A 24925-nucleotide genomic window follows, 5' to 3' on the forward strand; every position below is an offset into this window, starting at 1 on the left:
ATCTCGGTACATCCCGACACATCCAGATTTGTCAGTTGATTGGAGGAGCAATACAACGTCGTCAGCGCGGTAAATCCCGACACATCCAGTGTTGTCAGTTGATTGTTGAAGCAATACAACGATGTCAGCGCGGTACATCCTGACACATCCAGCGTCGTCAGTTGATTGGAGGAGCACTCCAACGATGTCAGCGCGGTAAATCCCGACACATCCAGAGTCGTCAGTTGATTGTCTCGGCAATCCAACGATGTCAGGGCGGTACATCCCGACACATCCAGAGTTGTCAGGTTATTTCTGTAGCAAGACAAGCTTGTCAATAAGGTATTCTTTGATACATCTAATGTTGTCAGTTGATTGTAGGAGCACTCCAACCTCGTCAGCGCGGTAAAATATTCTATACCGGCAAGAGAAGTTATATTCCCTACAGAATAATATCGCTCCGATACGTCAAGCGATTCTACAGTATCCACATCACTGTCGTATATCGGAGCGGGAGCGGTTTTATTTATCGCCTCATACACTTTCGCTCTAAAATTAAGGTCGGTAAATTTGTCGGTGATGTCTTCCGCCGCCGATACCATCTGTGCGGCTATTGCCAATGCCACCGCCACTTTTAGAAAACTGTTTTTGTTCCGCATACAATACTCCTGTGTTTAATAATCTTCTCTTTCATGTCCGTCTATAGTTCGCTTCGTCGCTCTTGCTCATCGCAATGACGCGGTTTGTGTAATATTTACGAAACAATTTTGTCTTGCGAAGATATAAAACGAGTGAATAATCGTAAAGAAAACTTTACGAGAAAAGGTAATGAAAAATTGATTTATTATATTAAAAAAGTCAGAAAATAATACCGATTTATATCCGTAAACCCGCTCTGCGAGAGGATTGGCACGGAATTTGATGGGGGGGGGGGGGGGGGTAAATCTTAACGAGGAATTGACGATGTCAAACGCGTAATTTAATTTCGCCGTTATATGGGCGTAAACCGTCCGCGCCGCGTTAAAAAGCGCTAAGAAAAATGATTTAGTTTTTGCCGTCTTACTCATTGTTGTCACGTTTCTAATTTTGGTTTAGTCAATATTTCATTATTATAAATAATATAATATTTTTTTACGGCGTTCGCCTGAATTTTTTATTTTTTTGGAATTTTTGTTCATAGTGGAATAATATTTGCCGTATTTCTCAATAAGCAAATAGGAGGATTAGTAATTTACTTGTTTGAAAAAGGGAGAATAAACTATTTTCATGTATTAATTTTGAATCGTAAAAATAATTTTTTCTATTTTAACCGTTTTTTAAGGTATTTGACTTGGAAATAAAAACAATCGCTGCAAATATTTTTTTATCTGTGATAATCCATATCGCGCTGCTTATGTTTCTGGTTTCGTTTCGCGATTCAAAATCGTTGCCCGATTCAAACGTTAATGTTCCGCTCTTAACGCTTGTAAGTTCGCGAGCGATACGGCAAACTACGGACGCTTTCCAATCGCAGACGGCGCAGAAAAGACAAAGTTTGTCGTCTGATCGGAAAAATTCGCAAAGTTTCGAACAAGTTGTTTCTACTGTCGAAGCAAACGAATCCGAAATTGGCGAAATCGGCGAAGTTTCTGGAATGGACGAATCCGAGATTGGCGAAATCGGCGAAGTTTCTGAGAATTTTCAGAACGAAAAAGTGAAAAACTATGAAAGTCCTCAAACAAATTCGCCAAAACCGCTTTATATGCCTAAAATTCCGTATCCGCGTGCGGCAAAATCTGCGAAAATAGAGGGAATCGCCGAGATTTCATACACTATCGATACGACAGGTCGAGTCGTTTCAATGAGACTTTTGTCGAGTCCTCACGTTTTGTTTGAAAAAACGATTGAGAAATCCGTTTTATCGTGGCGGTTTTCTCCGGCGACTCAAAACGGTAAACCGGTTTCAATAAACGCAAATCAGACAATCGTGTTTAAACTGACCGATTAAAAAAAATTTTGCTTATTTTCAAATTTCACATAGATTTTACAATTGATACAGACAAAAATTTACATTTATCCGGTAAATTCATAATACGATATATAAGTTAAAACATAACAAAGGTAAAAGTTATATGAAAATAAAAAAAATGACGCTTGCGCTTCGCTGCGCAGTTTATACAAGTGCGGCGATTACTATTTGTTCCATAGTTTTTGTTTCGGCGTACATTTTGTTTATGGGACTGGCGAATATATCTCCGGGTTTGTTTGATCTTAACTACACAAGCGACAACGTGTCGCTTTTTCCGGCGCTAATAAACACGATAATAGTAATAATAACGGCGCTTTCCATTTCTATCCCTATAGGTATATTTTCTGCGGCGTATCTGACTGAATACGCCTTGAAATCCAACAAATTTGTGAAAGTAATACGAATCGCCGCCGAAACCCTTACCGGAATACCTTCGATTGTTTACGGCTTGTTCGGAATGCTGCTTTTCGTAATACATCTGAAAATGGGATATTCAATAATTGCGGGCGGGCTTACGCTTGCGATTATGACTTTACCGGTTATTATGCGAACTGCGGAAGAGGCGTTAATCGCCGTTCCCGATTTATATCGCGAAGGAAGTTTCGGACTTGGGGCTGGGAAACTTCGCACTATGTTTCAGATAATTCTTCCAAGTGCGTTTAACGGAATATTCGCCGGAGTAATTTTATCTCTCGGACGAATATTCGGCGAAACGGCGGCGCTCATTTTCACCGCAGGAACCGCTGTGAACGTAGCGCAGAGCATAAATTCTTCGGGACGTACTCTTGCGGTTCATTTGTATTGTATTTCAAGCGAAGGATTTCATACGAAAGAAGCGTTCGCTACGTCTGCGGTTTTATTTATAATCGTAGTTTTTATAAATTCGTTCTCGTATTATATCGCCGGAAAAATTGGAAAAAGATAAGCGTCTGTAAAAAGAAAAATAAGTGCGAAAATTACACTGATATTACCGTACAATACTTGGAAATTTACTATTTTCAGAAAAGTATGAGGAATCCTTAGCCGTTTTTACGTCAGCCTTGATGATTTTACATACATTTTGCGTTTATGACTAAGAAAAATTTACATACAAATGTTTCTTTTAAAATAAAAAGGAGATATTTTGAATAAAATAACCGCCGACGATTTGAATTTGTATTATGGCGAGTTTCACGCTCTTAAGAATGTGAATGTTTCTATTGAACAAAATAGAATAACCGCGTTGATAGGCCCTTCCGGATGTGGAAAATCGACATTTCTTAAGACGCTTAATCGAATGAACGATTTAATTGAGAATTGTAAAATTATTGGAAATGTTTCTATTGACGGACAAAACATTTACGCAAATTCGGTAGATGTCAATAATTTACGTAAACGCGTAGGAATGGTGTTTCAAAAACCGAATCCTTTTCCTATGAGCATATACGACAACGTAGCTTTCGGACCGAAAACTCATGGGGTAAAAAATAAAGCCAAATTAGACATTATAGTAGAGGAATCGCTTCAAAACGCGGCTATTTGGAACGAAGTAAAGGATCGGCTGAAAAAACCTGCGTTAGCTCTTTCCGGCGGACAACAGCAGCGGCTGTGTATTGCAAGAGCGTTGGCCGTAGATCCGGAAATTTTGCTTATGGACGAACCTACTAGTGCGCTTGATCCTATTTCTACGTCTAAAATAGAGGATTTGGCTGAAATATTGAAAGAAAATTATACCATAGTAATCGTTACTCATAATATGCAGCAGGCGGCAAGAATATCGGATGCGACGACATTTTTTCTTATGGGCGAAATAATCGAATACGGCGCGACGGAAAAAATATTTTCACGCCCGACAGACAAACGAACGGAAGATTATATTACAGGGAGATTCGGATGAGGGAAGCGTACAACAAACAATTAGAAAAACTTCATAATGAGTTAACTCTTATGGGGGCGATGTGTGAAGAAGCGATTGATTGCGCCATTCGCGGGTTGGTTTTAAACGATAGGCAATTACGGCAAAGAGCTTTGGAATTGGAAAGAGAAATAGACGATAAAGAGCGCGAGATAGGATTTTTCTGCGTTATGCTTTTGATAAGAGAGCAACCGGTCGCACGAGATTTACTCTTTATTACAAGATCGCAGAAAATGATAAACGACATGGAAAGGATTGGAGACAACGCCGCAGACATAGCGTTTTTGTTTGAGCAATCCGAAGACGAGCAGCGATATTTTGTCGGGAAATATATGGAGGATATGGCAAGATCCGTATCAAAAATTATTTCGGACGCGGTCGATTGTTTTGTTAAAAACAAAGTCGAAGAAGCAAAGGATATAATATTATTTGACGACGTTATAGACAATCATTTCAGAGAAATTAAGAAAGATTTCATTAAACACATTGAAGAAGACGGAAAAAACGCTGAAATTTGGCTTGATATTTTGATGACGGCTAAATATCTTGAGAGAATTGGCGACCACGCAAAAAATATCGCTAAATTGGTTGTTTATACTATAGGAGACCAGCGATGATTTTCATCGTAGAAGACGATGTCTCTATTCGCGAATTGGTAATTTATTCGTTAAAAAATTCAGGATTTGAATGTAAAGGCTTTTCCGACGGCGGGCAATTTTGGACGGAAATTGAAAAAAACGTTCCGGAATTGGTTTTATTAGACATCATGCTTCCAAAAGAAGACGGATTAAGTATCCTTAAAAAGATACGTTCCATGAAAACGATTAGCGACATTCCGGTTATTATGTTAACCGCCAAAAGTTCGGAGTTTGACAAAGTTATCGGGTTGGACAGCGGCGCAGACGATTATGTCTCCAAGCCGTTTGGGATTACCGAGTTGCTTGCGCGAATAAAACGTTTGCTTGCCCGCACAAAAAAAAGCTGCGTTTCGGATAATAAAATGATTCTGGGAATACTCGAAGTCGATACCGCAAAACATTTGGTTTCGTCCGACGGTAAAAAAATAGATCTTACGCTAAAGGAATTTGATTTGCTTGTTTTCCTTATGCGTAGCAAAAATATTGTATATTCACGCGAAGAACTTTTAGAAAAAGTTTGGGGATATGATGTTACGGTAGAAACGCGTACCGTTGACACGCATATCATGTCGCTTCGAGCAAAAATCGACAAAGCGAGAAAATATATTCAAACGATACGCGGAGTCGGTTATAAAATCGGAGAAATTGAATGAAAAAAATCGTTTTTGCCGCAATTTGCGTTTTAAGCGTTACGGCAATAACGATTACCGCTTTACTGGTCAATTACGCCGCATATAGTGATTATGAAAATCATAAAATAAAAAACGAATCGCAGCTGCTCCTCAAAATGATAAATAACGGAATAGACGCTTACGGAACGTCGTATTTGGATTCAATTCACATAATGCAGCACAGTATTTTGTACATAGACAAAAACGGAAATGTCTTAAAAACGACAAAAGAATCGGAACGTTTCAACCCGATAGGCAAAAAAATATTATATCAAGAACTGCGCCGTTACGACGGTTCGACGATTCGCGTAATAATATGTGCGGACGAATATATAATTTATGCGAGAAAATTTATTCCGGTTTTGATTTTTATGGTAATATTAACGTCGATACTCGCAATGGTCGCCGCTAAAACGCTTTCAAAAAAGATTGTCGGTCGTATAAACGGAATCGATATGGAAAATCCGCATGACAGTGTAATTTTTGACGAATTATCGCCGCTTATGCACAAGATAAAAAATAGAAACGATTCGTTTGCAGTTCAATTGGATAATCTGAAGAACAGAAAAACTCAATTTGAGACTATTACTGCAAATATGCAGGACGGTTTAATAATTTTGAATGAAAACGACAGAATTTTATTTTGTAACAAAAAAGCGATAAACATATTGAGCCGACGAAACAACGAAGACGATAATTTTGTTAATCGAAATATTTTAGTGTTGTGCAGAGATGAAAAATTTCGCAGCGGAATGAAATTTACGCCTGAAACAACAAAGCAGGAATCTTTATTTGAGATGCACGGCGGAACAATAAAAATGATTGCCAGCCGGATTACGAATAACGAAAGAAAAATCGGTACGGCGGTTTTGCTTATGGATATAACGGAGCAAGCGGACAGAGAAAAACTTCGCCGGGAATTTTCCGCCAACGTATCCCATGAACTCAAAACGCCGTTAACAATAATTTCCGGTTATTCCGAAATAATGGCTAACGGAATGGCAAAACCCGAAGACATAACGGATTTTGCAAAAAAAATTCATTCCGAATCGCAACGCCTGCTTTCGCTTATTAATGATATTATTCAGTTATCTAATCTTGACGAAAACAGCAGTTTTGAGTTTGAAAAAGTGGATTTGTATGATTTTGTTAAAGATGCGATTTCAAAAATTAAAGAAAAAGCCGATGATAAGAAAATATCATACGAATTAAACGGTAAAAACGTTTGTATAAACGCCGTTCCGCGTCTTCTATATGAAATTTTGCAAAATCTATTGGATAATGCGGTAAAATACAATCGGGAAAACGGCAAAATATTCGTTGAAATCAAAACGAAAGAAGATAAGGTAGTTTTATCAGTTACCGATACGGGAATAGGAATTCCGCTTTCAATGCAACGTCGTGTATTTGAACGGTTTTTTCGTGTGGATTCTTCGCGAACGGGAAGGCAAAGCGGAACGGGACTAGGACTTTCCATAGTTAAACATGCTGTAGATATACATAAAGGAGAAATAAATCTTTCAAGTGTTGAAGAAAAATGGACAAAGGTTGTAGTTAAATTTCCGCTTGTGAAATAACCTATATTTTCCCTTTTATAATCGAAAACAACAAGTTTATAACCAAAATAAATACAAACAAGACTACCGCCGTTGAAATCAGTGCGTCGCGGTGCAAATCGGCGGCATAACCCATCTCAAGTACTATGTTTGCCGTAAGTGTACGCACTCCGTCAAGTATTCCGCCCGGAAGTTTTGCACGATTTCCGGCTACCATAATAACCGCCATAGTTTCGCCTACACAGCGCCCCATTCCAAGAACGATAGAGGCGATAATTCCGGATTTAGCCGCCGGAAGCATAGCAAAAAATACCGACTCCTCTTTATTTGCGCCGAGCGCCAGTGCGCCTTCGTAATAGATTTCCGGAACTGCTTTTATAGCGGCTTGCGAAACCGCAATTATCGTAGGAAGTATCATTATTGCAAGAATTATTGACGCGGCAAGAAGCGATTTTCCGCTTACTCCGAATACTTCCTGAATAATAGGGCAAACTACTACTAATCCGAAAAATCCGTAAACTACCGACGGAATAGCCGCCAAAAGCGAAATCATAGGATTTAATATGCTTTCAATTTTTTTGTCGCAGAATTTGCACAGAAAAACAGCCGTCAAAATTCCAACTGGAGCGACAAACGTAAGCGCCAGAACCGTCACACAAATACTGGCTACTATCATTGGAAATATACCGAACTGACCGCTCATAGGGCGCCAATTCATACCAAAGATAAAATCGCCTACGCCTATTTTGAACATCGCCGGAACTCCGCCGGCAAATAAAAATAAACAGATAAGAACGACACATAAAATGCAAATTACCGCCGAGACAAAAAACAAAAATTCCGCTATTTTTTCTTTAGTCTGTTTCATTTATTTATTTCAACTCGTCCCATTTTGAAATCTCACCTTTAAATATGGATTTAACCTGTTCTTTGCTCAAATTGTTAATGGAATTTTCATTGTTCACGATAACGGCAATTCCGTCTTTTGCGATAATTTGTATTTGAAATCCCTTGTTTTTTTCACTGTCTTTAAGCGCTCTAGAACTCATACCGATGTCGCATATCGCATTTTCAACCGCCTTTATCCCTGCGGACGAGTCGGTTTGCTGAATCTCAATTTTCGCGTTTTCGTTTATAGCCGAATACGCTTCTTTAAGTTTTTCCATAAGCGGAGAAACCGAAGACGAACCGACCACGACAATCTTTCCGCTAACGTAAGACGAAACAAAAACTTCGCTTTCGTATAAACTTATATAACCGTTTTTTTGGACGACTTCCTGTCCGTTAACGCTCATAATGAATTTAATGAAATCCTGCGCCAACTCGGAAATTTGATTTCTCGTAACTATGATAAACGGTCGTGAAATCGGATAAGTGTCATTTACTGCATTTTCAATGTTCGCTTCTACGCCGTTAATTTCAATCGCCTTAACTTCACTGTTGAGAGAACTCATGGAAACATAACCGATAGATCTCTTGTTGCTTTTTATAGAACTGAGCATTACCGCAGTATTGTTGGTAATTTCTGCGTCAAGTGTCATAATATCATTTTTGTTTTGGTCGAGAATTTCAAACAATTCGGTAAACGCCGAACGGGTTCCCGAACCTTCTTCACGTGAAATAACCGTAATCTTTCCGCTGATAATTCCGCTTGTCTGTTTTTTAGCAGCGTCTTTTTGCTTATTACAGGAAATCGTCGCCAATGCGCAAAACGCAATAAGAAACAATTTTACCGCTCGTCTTTTCATTAAGAAACTCCTTTTTTTATTAAAAATACATAAAAAACAACCATATTAAAAAAATATTTAAGTAACGTCAAAATCTTTTAAAGTTTTATGTAAAATTTTTGTAAATTTTCTTTAAAAAAGCATTACAGACCGAAAAAATTGGTAAAATCAATATTTATATAGAATTTCACCGCATTTTTCGATCTGTTTTTGTGCTATTTTTTCAGGTCGCTCCATTTTGTAACTTTTCCTACAAAGATGGATTTAACTTGCTCTTTGCTCATATTGTCGATTAGATTCTCCTTGTTTACTATAACCGCTATTCCGTCTTTGGCGATGATTGTCGGAGTGAGTCCTTTTTCAAGTTCGCCCGATTTAAGTTCTCTGGAACTCATAGCTACGTCGCATACTCCGCTTTCAGCCATTTTTATGCCGGTGGATGAATCGTTTTGCTGAATCTCAATTTGCACGTTTGCGTTCAACGCCTTGTACGCTTCTTTAAGTTTTTCCATGAGCGGAGAAACCGAAGATGAGCCGCCGATGACAACTTTTCCGCTTGCGCCGGACGTAACAAACGTCTTAACTGCGCCTACGCTTATGTATCCGTTCTTTTCAACGATTTTTTGTCCTTCAACGCTCATGATGAAATTTATGAAATCCTGCGCCGCTTTGGAAATCGTGCTTTTATTCGCTATGATAAACGGGCGTGAAATCGCATATGTATTGTTTATCACGTTTTTTGCGCTTGCCTCTACGCCGTTAATTTTCAGCGCTTTAATTTCACTATTGAGCGAACCCATAGAGACATAGCCGATGGCTCTTTTGTTGTTCTTGATTGAGCCGATCATCACCGCTGTGTTGTTGGTAATTTCGGCGTTAAGAGTAGTGATATCCTTTTTGTCGTCATCCACAACTCCGAACAATTCCGTGAATGCCGAACGGGTTCCCGAACCTTCTTCACGGGAAACAACCGTAATAACGTCCGTTTGTTTTCCGCCCTGTGCAAAAACCATTGATACGATTGTGCAAAACGCTAAAATCACTAATTTTGCCGTTTGCTTTTTCATAAAACACTCCTTTAATTTAAGTAAAACGAAGACGCTTTTGAGCGTCATGTGTAAAATATTTAAGAAAAGTCAAAACTTTGAGGATATTTGTGTGAAATTTTTGCAAAATCGTAATATTGCACTTATATACCCATATCGGTATCGCGAATAATCGCTTTATTACATAAACAGCGTAGATAACCTGAAAAAACGGCGATAAGATTTTCAATAAACAGAAAAAATATATTTAAAACGAACTTAAAAAAAGTATTTTTGTTATAATGATTATAATAAAATTGGGCGGAGGGGGATAAAAATGAAAAATTTCAACGGTGAATTTGCAAGTGAAGCGGAAGATTGAAACAAGTTATCTATGCAGGAAAAAGAAAGAATTTACAAAGAAGATGTGGAACAACTTCGTAGAGATTTTAATTCTGTTGAGGGCGGAAATGGACAGGCAATATCGGGGGAGGGGTAATCAATTGTGTATAGATCTTTCTCTTGCCGGTTTATATATATTTGGTTTTTTACCTGTATTTTTATTGCTTCCCGTATTTTGTTTTTATATTCTCGCAGGTTTTTTGAATTTCTTGTTTTAATAAGGAATTAAATATGTCGAGAAAAATTTATTTCTTGCTAAAAAAGTAAATGATTAATTTGTTGCACTCATAGTGACGTGGCGGTGTTAAATGAATGCGGGACGCAGATATATCTGCACCCCGTTTTGTTTGGCGGCGACTTGCCGACAGGGTATATAGGCCACGAGATATTTATTTTGCTTCTTCTGTCCCCATCAATGCGTCAATGTTCAGCAAAAGCGAAACTATTCCGTCGCCCATAATCGCAGAGCCGCTTATGTTTTCGGCGAATTCCTGCGGTAACGTCAAATCTTTCTTCACAATTTGGTGGATTCCGACAACTGCAGAAACGACAAATGCCTGATAAACGCCTTTGTTACGCATAATTACAATAATTTCTTTTGGTTGCGCACTAAATTCCGCACCTACAGGTTCTACCGCTTCTGAAAGCCGTTGAACCGGAATAACGCCTTCTTTGAATTGAAGGACATGACCTTTTTCATTAATGCTTTCAATGTGCGCTTCACCGACGCTTATGCTCGCTTCTATACATTCAAGCGGTAAGATAAACCTGTCGGTTTCGGTTCTTACGACAAAACCCTGCATAATTTGTGTTGTCATCACTGACGGAATAGTCAAGATAAACGTAGTGCCTATACCTTGATCCGTATGGGTATAAATTTTCCCATTTGCCTTTTCAAGATTTTTCTTAACGACGTCCATTCCTACGCCTCGTCCGGAAATATCTGTAACTTCCGATGCGGTCGATACCCCGGAAGCGAACATAACGCCGATGATTTTTTCTTGGTCAAACAACTCTGCTTCGCTCATTATTCCGAGTTCTATTGCTTTTGCACGAAGTTTTTCAAGATTTAATCCCGCTCCGTCGTCTTTAATTGTAACCGTAACGACTCCCGATTTTTCAACGGCGCAAAGCGTAATCGTTCCTTCTTTTTCTTTCCCTGCGGCTTCTCTTACATCCTGTTTTTCTATTCCGTGGTCGGCGGCGTTTCTGGTCATGTGAACAAGCGGCGATTCTAAAATTTCAAGAATAGTTTTATCTATTCTTAAATCGCCGCCCTCAATTTCAACCTTAATTCTTTTACCGGTTTTTGCCGCGACTTCATTAACGATCTTTGGCATTCTTTTGAAAATTTGGTCAATCGGAACCTTACGAATCTCCATTATACTTTTTTGCAAATTTCGTGAAAGTTGGCTAAACGTTTCAGTAATTTTTTTGAGTTCGGCTACAACGTCTTCCTTACGAATATTTTTCGTCTGATTTGCCATTGAACCAAGGTTCATGTACATATCTTCTACGATTACCAATTCGCCTACGAAAGCCAAGAAATTATCCACGGATTCTTCCGAAATACGCATAGTTTTAGCCGTGGCTTGAGTTTGTTGAACCGGTTGTTCGGTTATTTTCTTTTCTTTTTCGGTTTCTTTGTGTGAGTCGGAATTTACGTCCTGACCGGCAGGGATAGTTATCGTAAGTTTTTCCATCTGTTCCAAAATCGTCGTTCTTATAAGCGGATCCATACCTATAGTCATTTCGGCTATAGAAATATTATCAAGCATTTCGTTAATGATTTTGTTTGAATCGCCGGAATCGCTTATAAACTGTCTCAGCGTTTCAATAAGAACTCTGATTTGTCCGAATATTTTATCGCCGGACGGATATGATTTGCCGTCTTTCATTATTTTTTCAAGTTCTTGGTATTCGGACGGTTTTTGCGCCGTCTCTTTTTTATTCGCGGAATTTAATTTTATCAGTCTTTCTTCATATTTCTTTATAGTGTTGGAAATTGCGCTGTTATCCTCTTTAATAGCCGATAAATCCTCCAGTATTTCTTCAATAACCTTTAACGAATCTCCGTTATTTTCATTTTCTCCGTTCTTTAAAAAATCCAATATCGCTTTTTTGGCGTTTTCTACGGAATCGGGAATTTTTGCTTTTGTACCGTTTGAACGGATTTCTTCAAATGCTTTTGACACTCCGTTTGAACCGTCAATTAAAAGGTCTATAACCATGTCCGTTATTGAGAGTTTTTTTTGTCGAATGCCATCCATAACCTGTTCTATGGCATGGCTTAATTCTTTAATTTCAGTAAGGTTAAAATAGGCGGCATTTCCTTTTATTGAATGAAACACCCTGAATAGTAGTTGAACTGTCGATTCGTCGTACCCGCTTGACCTCAAATTCAGAAAATTTTGAACAACACTGTATAAGTCGTCCATCGCTTCGTCTATAAAGCCAACCATCATATCCAAATCGGCGGTATTTTCGTTTCCCATGAATTTCTCCGTCATTACCGTAATTTACAGTAAAATAATTTATTGCGTTTAATGATTTCAGAAAAAAAAGTATTTTCGGAATTTTTAATTTATTATTCCTCGACTCTGCCTTTAACTTTTCCTAAAATAATAATTTTATTTACGCCGTCGTCGTCAAAAAATAGTTTCAATGTGTCGCCGGACGATTCATTTTTGGTTTTTTGGTCGAAATAAATCGCTTTTGCGTTTCCTTCAACGATTGAAAGCATCTTGTAGTTTTCAATATCTTTGTTATTTAAAAAAGTCAAAATTCTTTCGCCTTGCATTTTGTCCGCAACATCTTCTTTATCTTTTTTAAACCGCTTAAACGAAGAGTTTTTCTCTGATAAAATTTGTGAAATTTTTTGGTCTTGAATTAAAAATCTCAGCGTGTCGCCGATAAGTTCCATAAAAGTACTATCGCCGTTTTCGTCTTCGCTGCTATTGGCGACAGGGTTTCCGATAACAAAAAATTCATTTAACGAGGTTTCTCCGAATAATATATGAATAGTGTCGCCTTTTACCGAACTGTTTTCGTATTCTATACGCGGGTTGCCTGTCAACATTCCTTTTTTGTCGTCTGCAAAGTAATATCCGCTGTCTGCAAACGAAACAAAATCCGCGCCGTTTATTTTTACACTGTCGGCTGCACGCGCAATTCCTGTTTTTGAAGTATAATTCATAATATTTCCGGCTATAGTGAAAGTATCGGTCGAAATCGAATCCCAAAAGTATATTTTTGGACATTTAGTTAAAAAAACGCTGTCGTTATTAATAAAATAATCCGCCGTTCCGGCAGTCATTGTCGCGCAGTAATTCGTATCGACTGCAAAAACTTTTCCCTTTAATTGTAGAACTTTTCCTTTTGAACGAAATTCTGCAAAATCGCACTTTAATTCTTGTTTGTTGCGCAGAACCTTTATATTCCCTGACATTAAAAGATGTCCTTCGCCGCGTTTCCAAATAGTTTTGTCGGAAAAAATCCGCGTTTCGTTCCACAAAAACTCAACATTTCCGGAAAGAGTGCTTACGACAGTGCCGTTTTCAAATTTGTTTGAATTTGTGTTCGCGTTTATCAATTCTAAAGCGTTTGAATTTATGATTGTTGTAATAATTGCAATAATTACAATTTTATTTTGCACCTAATCCTCGTTTTTTTCAAATTCCGCATCAACTGACGGGAAATTTCCTGTAACTTCCTGAGCAAATTCCCACCACTTAAAACTTTCATCAGCTTTAAATCCTTTTCCGCGCATGACTTCTCCGTCTGCTGATTTTAGCTCGACAAAATCGTTTGAAAGCAGCATTTTTTTTCTCTTATTCCATTCAAGCGAATTAGAAAATAGTTTTTCACCGCTTTCAGCGTTAAATTTAACGTTTCCCCAAACAAAGAGGGAGTCGGTGCTTTCGTTTGAAATTGCGCTGTCGGCGTATAAAACTGCGCTCAAAATCGCTGTTTCGTCATAAATAAGCAATTTTACCGGATTTGCCTTAATTCGTTTATTTTCGGAAATTTGAATGATTTCGTTTGCATTTAATTCCCATATTTTATTTCCATTTCTATACGCGGTGATTTTTGAAAGATTAAGTATTTGAGAGACAGAGTCCGCCATTGAATCGTTGGATAAAATAACATTACCGCTCTTTTTTTGTGAACAGGAACAAAAAAATATTGTAACTGCAACAATTATCAGTTTTAGTATTCTCATTTCAATCGACCTTTGCCGAAAATCCTGCCGAACTAAGCAAGTTTATCGCTTTTTCAGAATCGGCTTTTTCTATGAACGCAAACATGAACGATCCTGCGTCTCCTTCGCGGACTTTCAAAAGTTCAATATCGTTCACATTCAAATTATTTTGCGCCAAAATTGTGAGAATTTTTGCTAAAAATCCCGGTTTATCTTCCGCGATTACGATAATTCTATATAAATTATGAACGAATCCTTTTTGATTTTCCGACAATTTCGCACGAGTTTTTACTGCGTTTTCAAACGACGTCTCTAAAGAATCGTTTTTTAATTTTTTACGAAGTTCGACCATTTCGGCTATAAAGAGGTTTAGAATTTCAATATTCGCTTTCTTGTTGGTTTTGTAAATGTCGCGCCACATTTTATAGGGTGAAGAAGCGATCCTCGTGAGCGATTTGAAACCGCCCGCCGCCAAATCAAACGTCGTATTGATTTTTTGATTGACTTTTTCGGCGGTATTAACAAGTCCGACAGCGATTATATGCGGAATGTGACTTATTACCGCTGCGATTTTGTCGTGAATTTCAGGATTTATAAATTTTGTTTTGCAGCCCGTATATTTTTCCAAAAAAATTCCCAATTCGTCGGCGTCGCTCTTATTTTGCGAATATAAAACCCACACCGCATTTTGAAACAAAAACGGATCTGCGAATTTCGCTCCGTTTTTTTCGCTGCCAGCCATCGGGTGTCCTCCCACAAATCTAACGGATTTTGGTAAAAATTTCTGCGCGGTTTCGACAATCTCGTTTTTTGTACTTCCAATATCGGTAATTATCATTTCGCTTTTCAAATTCATTTTTGAAATTTTTTTTATAGTCTCAATAATAACCTCAATAGGCGCGCACAAAAAAAGCAAATCGGCGGTTTCAAGAATTTTTTGGGTTTCACTGTAATCTACGCCGTAATCAATCGCTTTGATCGAAATCGCGTCGTCAATATTTTTTTGTGAAGAAATACCGACGATTTCACCGTCAAAACCGCTTGCTTTCATCGCCGAGCCGATACTTGCTCCCAAAAGTCCGACGGAATAAATTGCAATTTTTTTTATTTTCATACTTTCACGACAAAAATCAAAACTCGGCAAATTGTTTGACGAATCGCAAATCGCCGCAGTGAATAAGGCGAATGTCGTCGATATGATAACGCATCATAACTAAACGGTCAAGTCCAAGCCCAAACGCAAAACCGTTGTATTTTTCCGTGTCGATTCCGCCGTATTTTAGAACATTGGGATGAACCATTCCACACGGAAGAAGTTCAAGCCATCCGGAATGCTTGCAAACCGAACAACCGTTCCCACCGCAATTCAGGCAGCGAATATCCAATTCAAATCCAGGTTCTACAAATGGGAAAAATCCAGGACGCAAGCGGACTTCTACCTCTTTTTTAAAAATTTCGGACAAAAGCGTTTTCATAAAATAAATCAAATTCGCTACACTTACGTTTTCCCCGACCATCATTCCTTCAAGTTGGTGAAACGCTATTTCGTGGGATGCGTCGGTCGCTTCGCATCTGAAAACTTTACCGGGGCCTACAAATTTAAATGGCGGTTTATGCGATTCCATTCCGCGGACCTGAATCGTAGAAGTGTGCGTACGAAGCAGATGTTTCATGTCTGAAAACCAAAACGTGTCTTGCATATCGCGCGCCGGATGGGTTGCCGGAATGTTCAGCGCTTCAAAATTATGATATTCGTCTTCAATGTGCGGTCCGTCTAGAATTTCAAAACCCATTGATATAAAAATATCTTCAATTTCTCGTTGAACGATAGAAACCGGATGATATCCCGCCGAAACTAAGCCTAAATCTTTTTTACTGTCGGTCAGAGTTATATCAATCCAATCCTTCGTCAAATTTTCGTTAATTTCATCGGTTTCAATTTTCGCTAATTTTTCATCAATTTTTACGCTCATTTCGGTTTTGATTTCATTCGATTTTGCGCCGACGCTCTTTTTTATTTCTATTGAAGCGTCTTTCATTTTGCTTAAAACGTCGTTCATCTTTCCCGTTTTGCCTATATATTGAGATTTCACGTTCAAAACTGCGTTTTTATCTGCGGCGCAAGCCAAATCCGCGTCAAATTCTTTTTTCAAAATTTCAAGTTTTTCAAGCATAGTTTTCCTCGTTTTTTGGGAATTCCAATAAAAACAATACCGCTAAAACAATTTTTAGTTTCTATTCAGCGCATTCAAATCTTTGTATGCGACTTGCAAACGTTCAACAATTTCTTCCTCCATTTTACGAAGCCAAACACGCGGGTCGTAATACTTTTTGTTCGGCTTATCCTCGCCTTCGGGATTACCTAGTTGCCCTTGCAAATAACTTTCGTTTGCTTTGTAAAAATTCAAAATGCCTTCCCATGCCGCCCACTGAGTGTCTGTATCAATATTCATTTTAATAACGCCGTAATTCAAACTTTCCGCAATTTTTTCCGGTTCGCTTCCGCTTCCGCCGTGAAAAACGAAATTAACTGGGTTGCTTCCCGCCGCAAATCCTAATTTCTTTTCAATAAATTTCTGAGACTGGTCTAAGATTTTGGGTTCAAGCACAACATTTCCCGGTTTGTAAACCCCGTGAACGTTGCCGAAACTTGCCGCGATTGTAAAATTCGGAGAAACCTCGCTCAATTCCTCATAAGCATAACACACGTCTTCGGGACGAGTATAAAGTTCGTCTTTTGCTCTGTGAGAATTATCCACACCGTCTTCTTCGCCGCCGGTAATCCCGAGTTCAATTTCTAAAGTCATTCCCATTTTTGCCATTTTTGTCAAACGCTCTTTGCACATCTCAATATTTTCTTTAAGCGGTTCTTCCGACAAGTCAAGCATGTGCGACGAAAACAAAGGTTTGCCTGTAGATGCGAAATTCTTTTCGCTCTCCGTTATTAATCCGTCAACCCAAGGAAGGAGTTTTTTTGCACAATGGTCTGTATGAAGAATAACGATAACACCGTATGCCTGTGCAAGCGTTTGAATATGTTTTGCGCCTGCGACGCAGCCTAAAACCGCTTCTTTTTGGTCGCCGAGTTTAAGCGTTTTTCCCGCGTTAAACGCCGCACCGCCGTTTGAAAACTGAATAATAATCGGCGAATTTGCTTTTTTTGCCGCTTCCATAGCCGCGTTAATTGAATCGCTCCCTACTACGTTCATTGCGGGAATTGCAAATTTTTCTTTTTTTGCAATCGCAAACGTTTTACGGACGTCATCGCCGAAAATCACTCCGGGGTTAACTTCGCTGAATATTCCCATAAACATAACTCCTTAAATAAATTATAATCTAAATCGCTTTCAAAATACTATTTGTAAAGACGGTTTTGCAACAGGTATTATTTTTTTAGACGGGCAAAACATATTTTTCAAACATGAAAACAATAAATTTGCCGAAAGAAATTGATAGGATTTGGGTTGAAGAAACGGGAATGAACATTCTTTCCGATAAAAATAGAATTTGCATAGATTGTAGCGAAATTCAGTTTTTCGATTCTGCCGCCGTCGCTTTCTTTAAACTTATTTCTCAAAATAAAAACGTAAAAATTGTGAATATTTCCGACGAAATAAAAAAAATTTTGCGGCAAGTCGATTATTCCCAAAGCAAAATTCCGTCAAAGAAAACAAATTTTGTCGAATTACTAGGCGATTTTATCGCAAATTTGTGGGACGAATTTTGTAAAGCGTTGGTTGTTTTGGTGGAAATGGTTTATTGGGGGACAATCGGTCTTTTATGGAAGCGTGACTTTCGTAAAGGAGTTTTGGGTGAACAAATGTATAATTTGGGCTACGGCGCATTGGGAATAACCGTCGTTTTGACTTTTTTAATCGGAGTGGCGGTTGCAACGCAATCGGCGATACAACTCAAACAGTTCGGAGCGGATGTTTTTTTGGTGATGCTGGTGGTTATAAGTATGATACGTGAAATGGGTCCGCTTATGACGGCGATAATTCTTGCGGGACGAACCGGTTCTGCAACAACCGCCGAAATCGCCACAATGAAAGTCCAAGAAGAAATTGACGCGTTGAAAACTATGGGACTTAACGAAATTCAGTTTGTCGTCGTTCCGAAGTTTTGGGCGTTATCGATTACAATGCCGCTTTTGAGCGTATTGGCGACGCTTTCGGGAATTTTAGGAGGTTTTTTTGTTGCGTACTTTTATTCTGGGCTTTCTATTGAAATTATAGTTGACGAATTTGCAAAAAATGTTATTTTCAAGGATTTTGTAATTTCTCTGATAAAATCGCTGGTATTCTCTTGGCTTATTTTGTGGATCGGAACATATTACGGCTTTGGGGTACGCGGCGGTGCGGAAGAAGTCGGGAAAGCTACTACTAAATCGGTAGTGAGCGCGATTTTCGTTATTGTAATAACCGATGCCTTATTTTCGTTTTTGTATTAAGAATCGCATTATGGCGAAAGATTGCGTTCATATATTCGTCATTTACGTTTTCTCTTACAGTTCCAACCTTTTATGCCCTTTATACATCGAATCGCGTTTTGCGGCTATTTCACCGTCTTCAAAATATTCATCAAAACCGATAGGCCGGTCAATTACTCCGTTTGGCGTAAATTCTACAATTCTGTTGGCGACGGTGTTCAAAAATTCGTGGTCGTGCGAACCGAATAAAACGACCTCCGAAAATTTCATAAGCCCCTTGTTAAGCGCGGTTATGGATTCCAAATCCAAATGGTTCGTAGGCTCGTCCAGAATCAATACGTTCGCACCGGAAAGCATTGAACGAGAAATCATACAGCGTTGCTTTTCTCCGCCGGAAAGAACGTTTGACGGTTTTTGCGCTTCCTCGCCCGAGAACAGCATTCTCCCGAGACATCCGCGTACAAAAGTATCGTCCTGCGTGTTCAAAAATTTCGACAGCCAAACAATCAAATTGTCTTCCGTATCAAAAAATTCGGAGTTATCTCTGGGCATGTACGATGATTTTATCGTAATTCCCCATTCAAACGAACCGGATATCGGCTTTGTTTTTCCCGAAATAATATCAAAAAATGCGGTTTTTATATTGTTGTTGTAACCGATAAACGCAATTTTGTCGCCGCTGTTTGCATTTAAATTAAAATTTTCAAGTGTGATTTCGTCATCTACTTTGAAAGTTAAATCTTTGACGGAAAGTATCATTTTTCCGCATTCTCTTTCCGGTTTGAACTCGACATACGGAAATTTTCTCGTAGAAGCGGGTAATTCTTCAACCGTTAATTTTTCTATCAATTTTTTTCTGCTGGTCGCTTGTTTCGCTTTTGCGACATTACTTGAAAATCTACGGATAAATTCCTGTAATTGCGCAATTTTCTGTTCGCGCTGCTTACCTTCCTGTTGACGCTGTGTAGCCGCCATTTGACTTGCTTCATACCAGAAATCGTAATTTCCTACGTAAACTTTGATTTGTCCGTAGTCAATGTCGGCTATGTGCGTACAAACCTGATTCAAAAAATGTCTGTCGTGCGAAACGACGATAACGGTATTTTGAAAATTTACCAAAAAGTCTTCAAGCCACGTTATCGACTCAATATCAAGGTGGTTTGTCGGCTCGTCCAAAAGTAAAATATCGGGATTTCCAAAAAGCGCCTGCGCAAGCAAAACCCTAACTTTTTCGCCGCCTTCAAGATTCTTCATCAAGTCCCCGTGCCGCTCGGTGGAAATTCCCAACCCCTCAAGCATAACGCCCGCATCGCTTTCCGCCTCGTAACCGCCGAATTCGCCGAATTCGCCGTAAATTTCCGAAAGCCGCATTCCGTCGTCGTCGCTCATATCGGTTTTTGCTTCTAAAGCATCTTTTTCTATCATCAAATCATACAATTTTTTATGTCCCATAAGAACGGTTTGCATAACCGAAAATTCGTCGAAAGCGTAATGGTCTTGCCGCAAAAACGAAAGGCGTTTTTTATTTTCTATTGATACGTTTCCTTTGGAAATATCCAATTCGCCGGAAAGAATTCTCAAAAAAGTCGATTTTCCAGACCCGTTCGCACCGATAAGTCCGTAGCAGTTTCCCGGAGTGAATTGCAAATTTACATCCTTAAAAAGCAATTTTGAACCGAAAGTATGCGTCAAGTTTTCAACGGAAATCATGTTTTCTCCTGTTTTATCACAATTTTACCCGATAAAATACTATAATCTCTTCAAGGAAACAAGAGATTATATAATTCCCGCTAAAGATTTAGATTACCCGCGCTTAAATAAATTCCTCTCATATTTATTTTGTTTTTGCTTGATACTAAGTTTAGCAAAAATTATTTTGATTAAGCGTTTGGAGAACCTTTTATAGAAAGCAAGATTAATTAAAGGTTCAATATCGGTTAGTCATATATTATATTCGCTTTACGTATGATTTAGAAGAGGGGCTATGGCAAGTTCAAATTTATCGCCGATTGAAAAAATTTTATTAAGAAGAAAAAACGAAAAAGTTTTAGCAAAGGAAATTTACGAAAAAGTTTTTGACGTTGGAATCGAAAAAACCGCCGAGAAACTTTCGCTAACATATGAGAACGCGGTAAAACTCATTATTCCGATTGTCAGAAAAAACAGGGATTTTGACAAATTTTTTGCGCTTGTCGAAAAGCAGAAATTATATTCGATATATGAAAAAATGAAAGATTTGCAAACTGTTTCGGTGAAAATTTTACAGAGAGAGTATGGAAACTTTGCAAAAGAATGGGAAATTTTAATTGCGAAAGAATTTTCCAAAAAAAAATTGAAGCAGGAGATTTTTGACTGAATGAACGGCGAAAAATGGGTGATTTTCGATTTTGACGGCACGATTTCGGAGACGACCGATACGTTGGCGAAATTTTGGAATGAGCGTTTGGCAAAAAAGTATAAATTGCGGACGATAGACAACGAAAATTTGAACCTTCTCAAAGACATGAACGCCATTGAAAAAATTAAATTCTTTAAGATTCCATTCTACAAATTACCTTTCGTGGTAAATTCGGCTCGAGAACATTTTCATAAATATGCGGATGAATTTGCGGTAGTGTCGGGACTGAAATCTGTTTGCGAAAAACTTATAGAAAAGGGGTATAAGTTAAGTATCGTTTCGAGTAACCGTGAAGCGAACATACGAAAATATTTATTGAGAAATAAATTTGATATATTTTCAGAAATATTTTGCGATAAAGGTCATTCGCTTTTCGTCAAACATAAAACCATTAAGAAATTTTTACGGGAGTACAATATTTCGCAAGGAGAAGCGGTTTATATCGGAGACGAAAGCAGAGATGTAGTTGCATGCAGAAATGCGGGAATTGATATAATTTCCGTTACTTGGGGATGGGATTCCCGAGAGGTTTTGGAACTGGTAAATCCGCATAATTTGGTAAATACTTCCGACGAATTGTATAAAAAAGTAGTTGAAATATTAGGGCGAAATCGATGAAGGTTTTAATATTGTCGCCGTTCGGAATCGGAAATTTGATTATGCTTTATCCTGCTCTGAAAACATTAAAAGAGCAAAATATAGATTTTGATATATTGAGTTTTCACGATGCGGTCGGTAAAATACTTGATTGTTGGGAAGAGTTTAAATGTTTACATAAAAATCATTTTCATTTTGGAAAAAGCAAAGTAAAAACGATAAAAACGATAATGCAAATCCGCAAAGAAAGGTATGATGTCTCAATTTTAAGTTTTCCGTCGGCGAAATTTCATTATAATTTGCTGAATTTTTTGTGCGGTGCAAAAAAAAGGATAGGTTCGGTTTATCCCGACAGTTCGCGTAAAACTCTCGCTTTTTTGAATAATGTTCCGCATAAGGTCGTAAAGAATATTCACGATGTCGAGCAAAACTTTGAATTGGTTAAAAAGTCGGGGATTTTTAAAGAAAATTATAAAATCCAAAGATTTCCCAGTAAAAAAAACGATAAAAAAATCATCGGCTTTCATGTCGGTTGCTCTAAAAATTCCGCTTATAAACGTTGGAATGTTGAAAATTGGAGAAAAGTCGCCGATTTTCTTTTAGAAAATTATTCCGATTATGAACTGCGATTTTATTTTGGTGCGGACGAAGAAAAAGAGCTGCGATTTTTTGAGAATTATTCCGGCGTAGAAATTCTAAAAAACTTGTCTTTGACACAATTAAGAGACAGTATTTCTCAATGCAAATTATTTTTGTCGAACGACAGCGGGCTTATGCACATAGCGGTGTTTTGCGGTGTTGATGTGATTTCGGCGCTAGGACCGTCGGATGAAAGACGCACCGGACCTTTTGGTGAAAAATCAGCGGTTTTGAACGGAAATTGCAAATGTCGTCCATGCAGTCATTCTTACACGATTAAATCTCACAAATTTTTTTGCCCGTATTCGTCCGAGATTTGTTTGGAAAGCGTGTCCCCGAAGGATTTTATTTCGAAAATTGAGGATTTTTTAAGATTAATGTAAAATCTTGCTAAATTTTTTTACGTAATCAAAATAACCGTTAATATACTTTACAAACCGATTCTGTCTTGATTTCACTGCTTCTGTAAAACAAAAAAGATTACTTTGCTTTTTCATTACCGACAACGAATATCGGTTCGTTATCATTCTGAATGTTTTCTAAAATTTCGTCAAAGTTCTTTTTAGCCGTTGTCGCTGTCATTGTTTGCATATTTTTACCCTTCCAGTCCTTTCTCTAAAAGAATATATCATTTGCCGCAAAGCAAAAAAAAGGCGGCTCGTCGAAAAAATCGCCGTGTACTCGAAACGTCCTTCTTTTTTACAACTCAAGAATCGCTTTCAAATTCTTCACGGGTTTTCGCTCCGCTGCGTCCCGGGCTTTTGAAATCCAATACGACAAATAAACCCTCAAATTCAAAAACGTCATAAATTCGATTTTTAAGATACCGAGCGTAATCTTGTGTAACTCGGTTTGGGTTTGTGCAAAAAATTATAAAGTGCGGGTATTCGTCCTCCTGTTGCTTAATTCCCAAAAATCGAACCGCTTCGCCTACAATATACGGATGAGGATTTCGCCGCGTCCATGAAAAAAATTTGTCTTCAAGCTCGGATTTTGGAACAATAAACTGCGATCTTTCTTTAATTTTAAGCGATAATCTTACAATATCGACTACTCGCTGCCCTGTCAATGCCGAAATTGAAATCATAGGAATATTTTCCAAATCTTTGTATGATTCACGGCTTGTTTTTACCAGGGTGTCGAATGTTTTACCGTCTTTTTCAATAATATCCCACTTGTTCCAGCATATAATCAGTCCTTTTCTTTCGGATATTATATGCGCTACGATTTTCATGTCCTGTTCGCTCAATTTTCTTGCGGTATCTACAAGTAAAACCGCAATGTTGCAGCGAGCGATGCTTCCCAGAGCGCGTAAATTTGAATAATATTCCACATCGTCGTTTACTCTAGCTTTTTTGCGAAGCCCGGCCGTATCTATAAGTTTTATTAAATTCCCGTTGAAATCAAACGAAGTGTCTATACTGTCGCGAGTTGTGCCGGCAATTTCACTTACAATTACCCGTTTATCACCCAGAATTTTATTCACAAGCGATGATTTTCCCGAATTCGGACGACCTACGACCGCGATCTTTACGGCGTAGTTTATCTCGTCTTTCTTTTTTTCAACGGCGTTTACTTTTTCAATGATTTTATCAAGCATATCGCCAACGCCTTTTCCGTGAAGCGCCGAAACGCCTATAGGTTCGCCCAATCCCAAATTCCAATAACTATGCATTGTAATTTCCGCAGACGGAGATTCGGTTTTATTTACCGCTAAAATTAACTTGTCGCTGCATTGTTTTCGCAAACGGACTGCAATTTCACAGTCCAAATCGCTCGGCTCAACGTCGGCGGCAGCCAAAAACAAAACAACGTCCGCCTCATTTACCGCAATATTGACTTGACGATTAATTTCCCGTTCCATTTTTTCTTTCGATTCCGGAACCATTCCACCGGTATCGATAATCGTAAAATGTGAACCGTTCCATTCCGCTTCCATATAATTTCTGTCGCGCGTTACGCCTGGTCTGTCGTCGACGACCGCTATTTTTTTCTTCAAAATTCTGTTAAAAAGCGTCGATTTGCCGACATTTGGTCGTCCGACAACCGCTACGGTCGGAAGTTTTGTCATTTTATTTCCTTTATTGTAACACGCATACGAGTTTCATCGTTTATTCGCTAATTCCACTCTACAAGTCGATGTTTGATTTGAATCCCATATAAAAATACTATTTGCCAAAAAAATCGACACTCCTCGTGAAAAAATAAGCGATAAAAATCGCTACTGGCAAAAAATGAAAGAGACATGTCCTTACTAATCGCTCAAATATATAACGGCGGCGGGAAAGTTTGTCGGTATTAGGTGAAAGTCGGGGTGAGACAGAAAAAAATATTCATAAAGTCCGCTTGTAGAGAGGAAAAAATAATTTTTTTTCAAAAAACATAAAAAAAGTATAAAGGTTTATTTAAATAATTACGATAAATATAATGTAGCGGCAAGGATGCCGTTAGAAAAATAAACAAACAGCCGTTATTACGGCGAAACATGGAGGTTTCTTATGCGTATCAATCACAATGTACCATCAATCGTTACTCAGAACGCTCTTGCGTCTAACAACAGAGCGCTCAGCAAAGACCTTGAAAAGTTATCCACCGGTCTTAGAATTAACAGATCCAGCGACGACGCCGCGGGTTTGTCCGTGTCGGAAGGTTTAAGAACTCAAATCAGAGGCGTAGAACAAGCAAAGAAGAACACTATGGACGGTATCAGCGCTTTAAACATCGCCGAAGGAGCGATGAACGAAATTCATGCGATTTTGCA

24 protein-coding genes are annotated in these 24925 nt (G+C 38.4%); 11 read left to right on the plus strand and 13 right to left on the minus strand.

The genetic code is table 11. The annotated features are described in order from the left end of the window. Both LBH98_02120 and LBH98_02125 read right to left on the minus strand, forming a co-directional pair. Nucleotides 1-638: leucine-rich repeat domain-containing protein (locus tag LBH98_02120; protein ID MDR0303552.1), on the minus strand; the 638-nt coding region annotated here is incomplete at its 3' end. 66 nt (nt 639-704) lie between these two features. Further along, the gene (locus tag LBH98_02125) at nt 705-1046 is read right to left on the minus strand and encodes a hypothetical protein (protein ID MDR0303553.1); all 342 of its coding nucleotides are present in this window, start codon (nt 1044-1046) and stop codon (nt 705-707) included. 263 nt (nt 1047-1309) lie between these two features. Here LBH98_02125 and LBH98_02130 point away from each other — a divergent pair, with 263 nt between their 5' ends. The 6 genes from LBH98_02130 (at nt 1310) to LBH98_02155 (ending at nt 6767) form a co-directional block, all read left to right on the plus strand. Further along, a complete protein-coding gene (locus LBH98_02130) occupies nt 1310-1966 on the plus strand; it encodes an energy transducer TonB (GenBank protein MDR0303554.1) in 657 nt (218 codons plus the stop codon). 124 nt (nt 1967-2090) lie between these two features. Beyond that, nucleotides 2091-2912 (plus strand): phosphate ABC transporter permease PstA, encoded by an 822-nt coding sequence (pstA, locus tag LBH98_02135; GenBank protein MDR0303555.1) that lies wholly within the window; start codon nt 2091-2093, stop codon nt 2910-2912. Nucleotides 2913-3110: 198 nt separating this feature from the next. Beyond that, a complete protein-coding gene (gene pstB, locus LBH98_02140; GenBank protein ID MDR0303556.1) occupies nt 3111-3863 on the plus strand; it encodes a phosphate ABC transporter ATP-binding protein PstB in 753 nt (250 codons plus the stop codon). Next, nucleotides 3860-4498, plus strand: a complete 639-nt coding sequence (gene phoU, locus LBH98_02145; GenBank protein ID MDR0303557.1) for a phosphate signaling complex protein PhoU — start codon at nt 3860-3862, stop codon at nt 4496-4498. The genes pstB and phoU overlap by 4 nt, the downstream gene beginning before the upstream one ends. Beyond that, complete coding sequence (locus LBH98_02150; GenBank protein ID MDR0303558.1) at nt 4495-5172, plus strand: response regulator transcription factor; 678 nt, start codon at nt 4495-4497, stop codon at nt 5170-5172. Before phoU ends, LBH98_02150 begins: the two co-directional genes overlap by 4 nt. Then, nucleotides 5169-6767: a GHKL domain-containing protein gene (locus LBH98_02155; GenBank protein ID MDR0303559.1), complete on the plus strand. Its 1599-nt coding sequence runs from the start codon at nt 5169-5171 to the stop codon at nt 6765-6767. The genes LBH98_02150 and LBH98_02155 overlap by 4 nt, the downstream gene beginning before the upstream one ends. 1 nt (nt 6768) lies before the next feature. On the opposite strand, the gene pstC is transcribed toward LBH98_02155, so the two are convergent. The 9 genes from pstC to fbaA all read right to left on the minus strand — a co-directional run bounded on the left by pstC (nt 6769) and on the right by fbaA (nt 17409). Then, on the minus strand, nt 6769-7614 hold the full coding sequence (pstC, locus tag LBH98_02160; protein ID MDR0303560.1) for a phosphate ABC transporter permease subunit PstC: 846 nt from the start codon (nt 7612-7614) through the stop codon (nt 6769-6771). 4 nt (nt 7615-7618) lie between these two features. Continuing rightward, a complete protein-coding gene (locus tag LBH98_02165) occupies nt 7619-8494 on the minus strand; it encodes a substrate-binding domain-containing protein (protein ID MDR0303561.1) in 876 nt (291 codons plus the stop codon). 194 nt (nt 8495-8688) lie between these two features. After that, a complete protein-coding gene (locus LBH98_02170) occupies nt 8689-9540 on the minus strand; it encodes an extracellular solute-binding protein (protein MDR0303562.1) in 852 nt (283 codons plus the stop codon). A gap of 749 nt (nt 9541-10289) precedes the next feature. After that, on the minus strand, nt 10290-12395 hold the full coding sequence (locus tag LBH98_02175; GenBank protein ID MDR0303563.1) for a chemotaxis protein CheA: 2106 nt from the start codon (nt 12393-12395) through the stop codon (nt 10290-10292). Between the two features lie 92 nt (nt 12396-12487). Continuing rightward, entirely contained in the window at nt 12488-13555 is a 1068-nt protein-coding gene (locus tag LBH98_02180; GenBank protein ID MDR0303564.1) for a hypothetical protein, read from the minus strand. After that, nucleotides 13556-14122, minus strand: a complete 567-nt coding sequence (lptC, locus tag LBH98_02185) for an LPS export ABC transporter periplasmic protein LptC (protein ID MDR0303565.1) — start codon at nt 14120-14122, stop codon at nt 13556-13558. It abuts the gene before it with no gap. A gap of 1 nt (nt 14123) precedes the next feature. Beyond that, nucleotides 14124-15215 (minus strand): prephenate dehydrogenase/arogenate dehydrogenase family protein, encoded by a 1092-nt coding sequence (locus tag LBH98_02190; protein MDR0303566.1) that lies wholly within the window; start codon nt 15213-15215, stop codon nt 14124-14126. A 16-nt stretch (nt 15216-15231) separates the two neighbouring features. Next, nucleotides 15232-16275: a phenylalanine--tRNA ligase subunit alpha gene (gene pheS / locus LBH98_02195; GenBank protein MDR0303567.1), complete on the minus strand. Its 1044-nt coding sequence runs from the start codon at nt 16273-16275 to the stop codon at nt 15232-15234. 54 nt (nt 16276-16329) lie between these two features. Continuing rightward, complete coding sequence (gene fbaA / locus LBH98_02200; GenBank protein ID MDR0303568.1) at nt 16330-17409, minus strand: class II fructose-bisphosphate aldolase; 1080 nt, start codon at nt 17407-17409, stop codon at nt 16330-16332. A gap of 113 nt (nt 17410-17522) precedes the next feature. Here fbaA and LBH98_02205 point away from each other — a divergent pair, with 113 nt between their 5' ends. After that, nucleotides 17523-18551: an MlaE family lipid ABC transporter permease subunit gene (locus LBH98_02205; GenBank protein MDR0303569.1), complete on the plus strand. Its 1029-nt coding sequence runs from the start codon at nt 17523-17525 to the stop codon at nt 18549-18551. Between the two features lie 54 nt (nt 18552-18605). Here the strand turns inward: LBH98_02205 and LBH98_02210 are convergent, their stop codons facing one another. After that, nucleotides 18606-20240: an ATP-binding cassette domain-containing protein gene (locus LBH98_02210; GenBank protein ID MDR0303570.1), complete on the minus strand. Its 1635-nt coding sequence runs from the start codon at nt 20238-20240 to the stop codon at nt 18606-18608. A gap of 274 nt (nt 20241-20514) precedes the next feature. On the opposite strand from LBH98_02210, the gene LBH98_02215 reads away from it, so the two are divergent. Genes LBH98_02215 through LBH98_02225 form a run of 3 tightly spaced genes read left to right on the plus strand, consistent with a single transcriptional unit; the run spans nt 20515 to nt 22547 of the window. Further along, on the plus strand, nt 20515-20886 hold the full coding sequence (locus LBH98_02215) for a hypothetical protein (GenBank protein ID MDR0303571.1): 372 nt from the start codon (nt 20515-20517) through the stop codon (nt 20884-20886). Continuing rightward, nucleotides 20887-21546, plus strand: coding sequence for an HAD-IA family hydrolase (locus LBH98_02220; protein MDR0303572.1), 660 nt, complete (start codon nt 20887-20889; stop codon nt 21544-21546). Further along, nucleotides 21543-22547, plus strand: coding sequence for a glycosyltransferase family 9 protein (locus tag LBH98_02225; GenBank protein ID MDR0303573.1), 1005 nt, complete (start codon nt 21543-21545; stop codon nt 22545-22547). Before LBH98_02220 ends, LBH98_02225 begins: the two co-directional genes overlap by 4 nt. Before the next feature lie 323 nt (nt 22548-22870). Here the strand turns inward: LBH98_02225 and der are convergent, their stop codons facing one another. Beyond that, nucleotides 22871-24235 carry a ribosome biogenesis GTPase Der gene (gene der / locus LBH98_02230; protein MDR0303574.1) on the minus strand — a complete coding sequence of 455 codons (1365 nt, stop codon included), beginning with the start codon at nt 24233-24235 and terminating at the stop codon, nt 22871-22873. A gap of 427 nt (nt 24236-24662) precedes the next feature. Between der and LBH98_02235 the strand changes: the two genes are divergently transcribed. Then, the coding region (locus LBH98_02235; protein ID MDR0303575.1) for a flagellin at nt 24663-24925 on the plus strand (263 nt) is incomplete at its 3' end.

This window comes from Chitinispirillales bacterium (assembly GCA_031254455.1).
Taxonomy (GTDB): domain Bacteria; phylum Fibrobacterota; class Chitinivibrionia; order Chitinivibrionales; family Chitinivibrionaceae; genus WRFX01.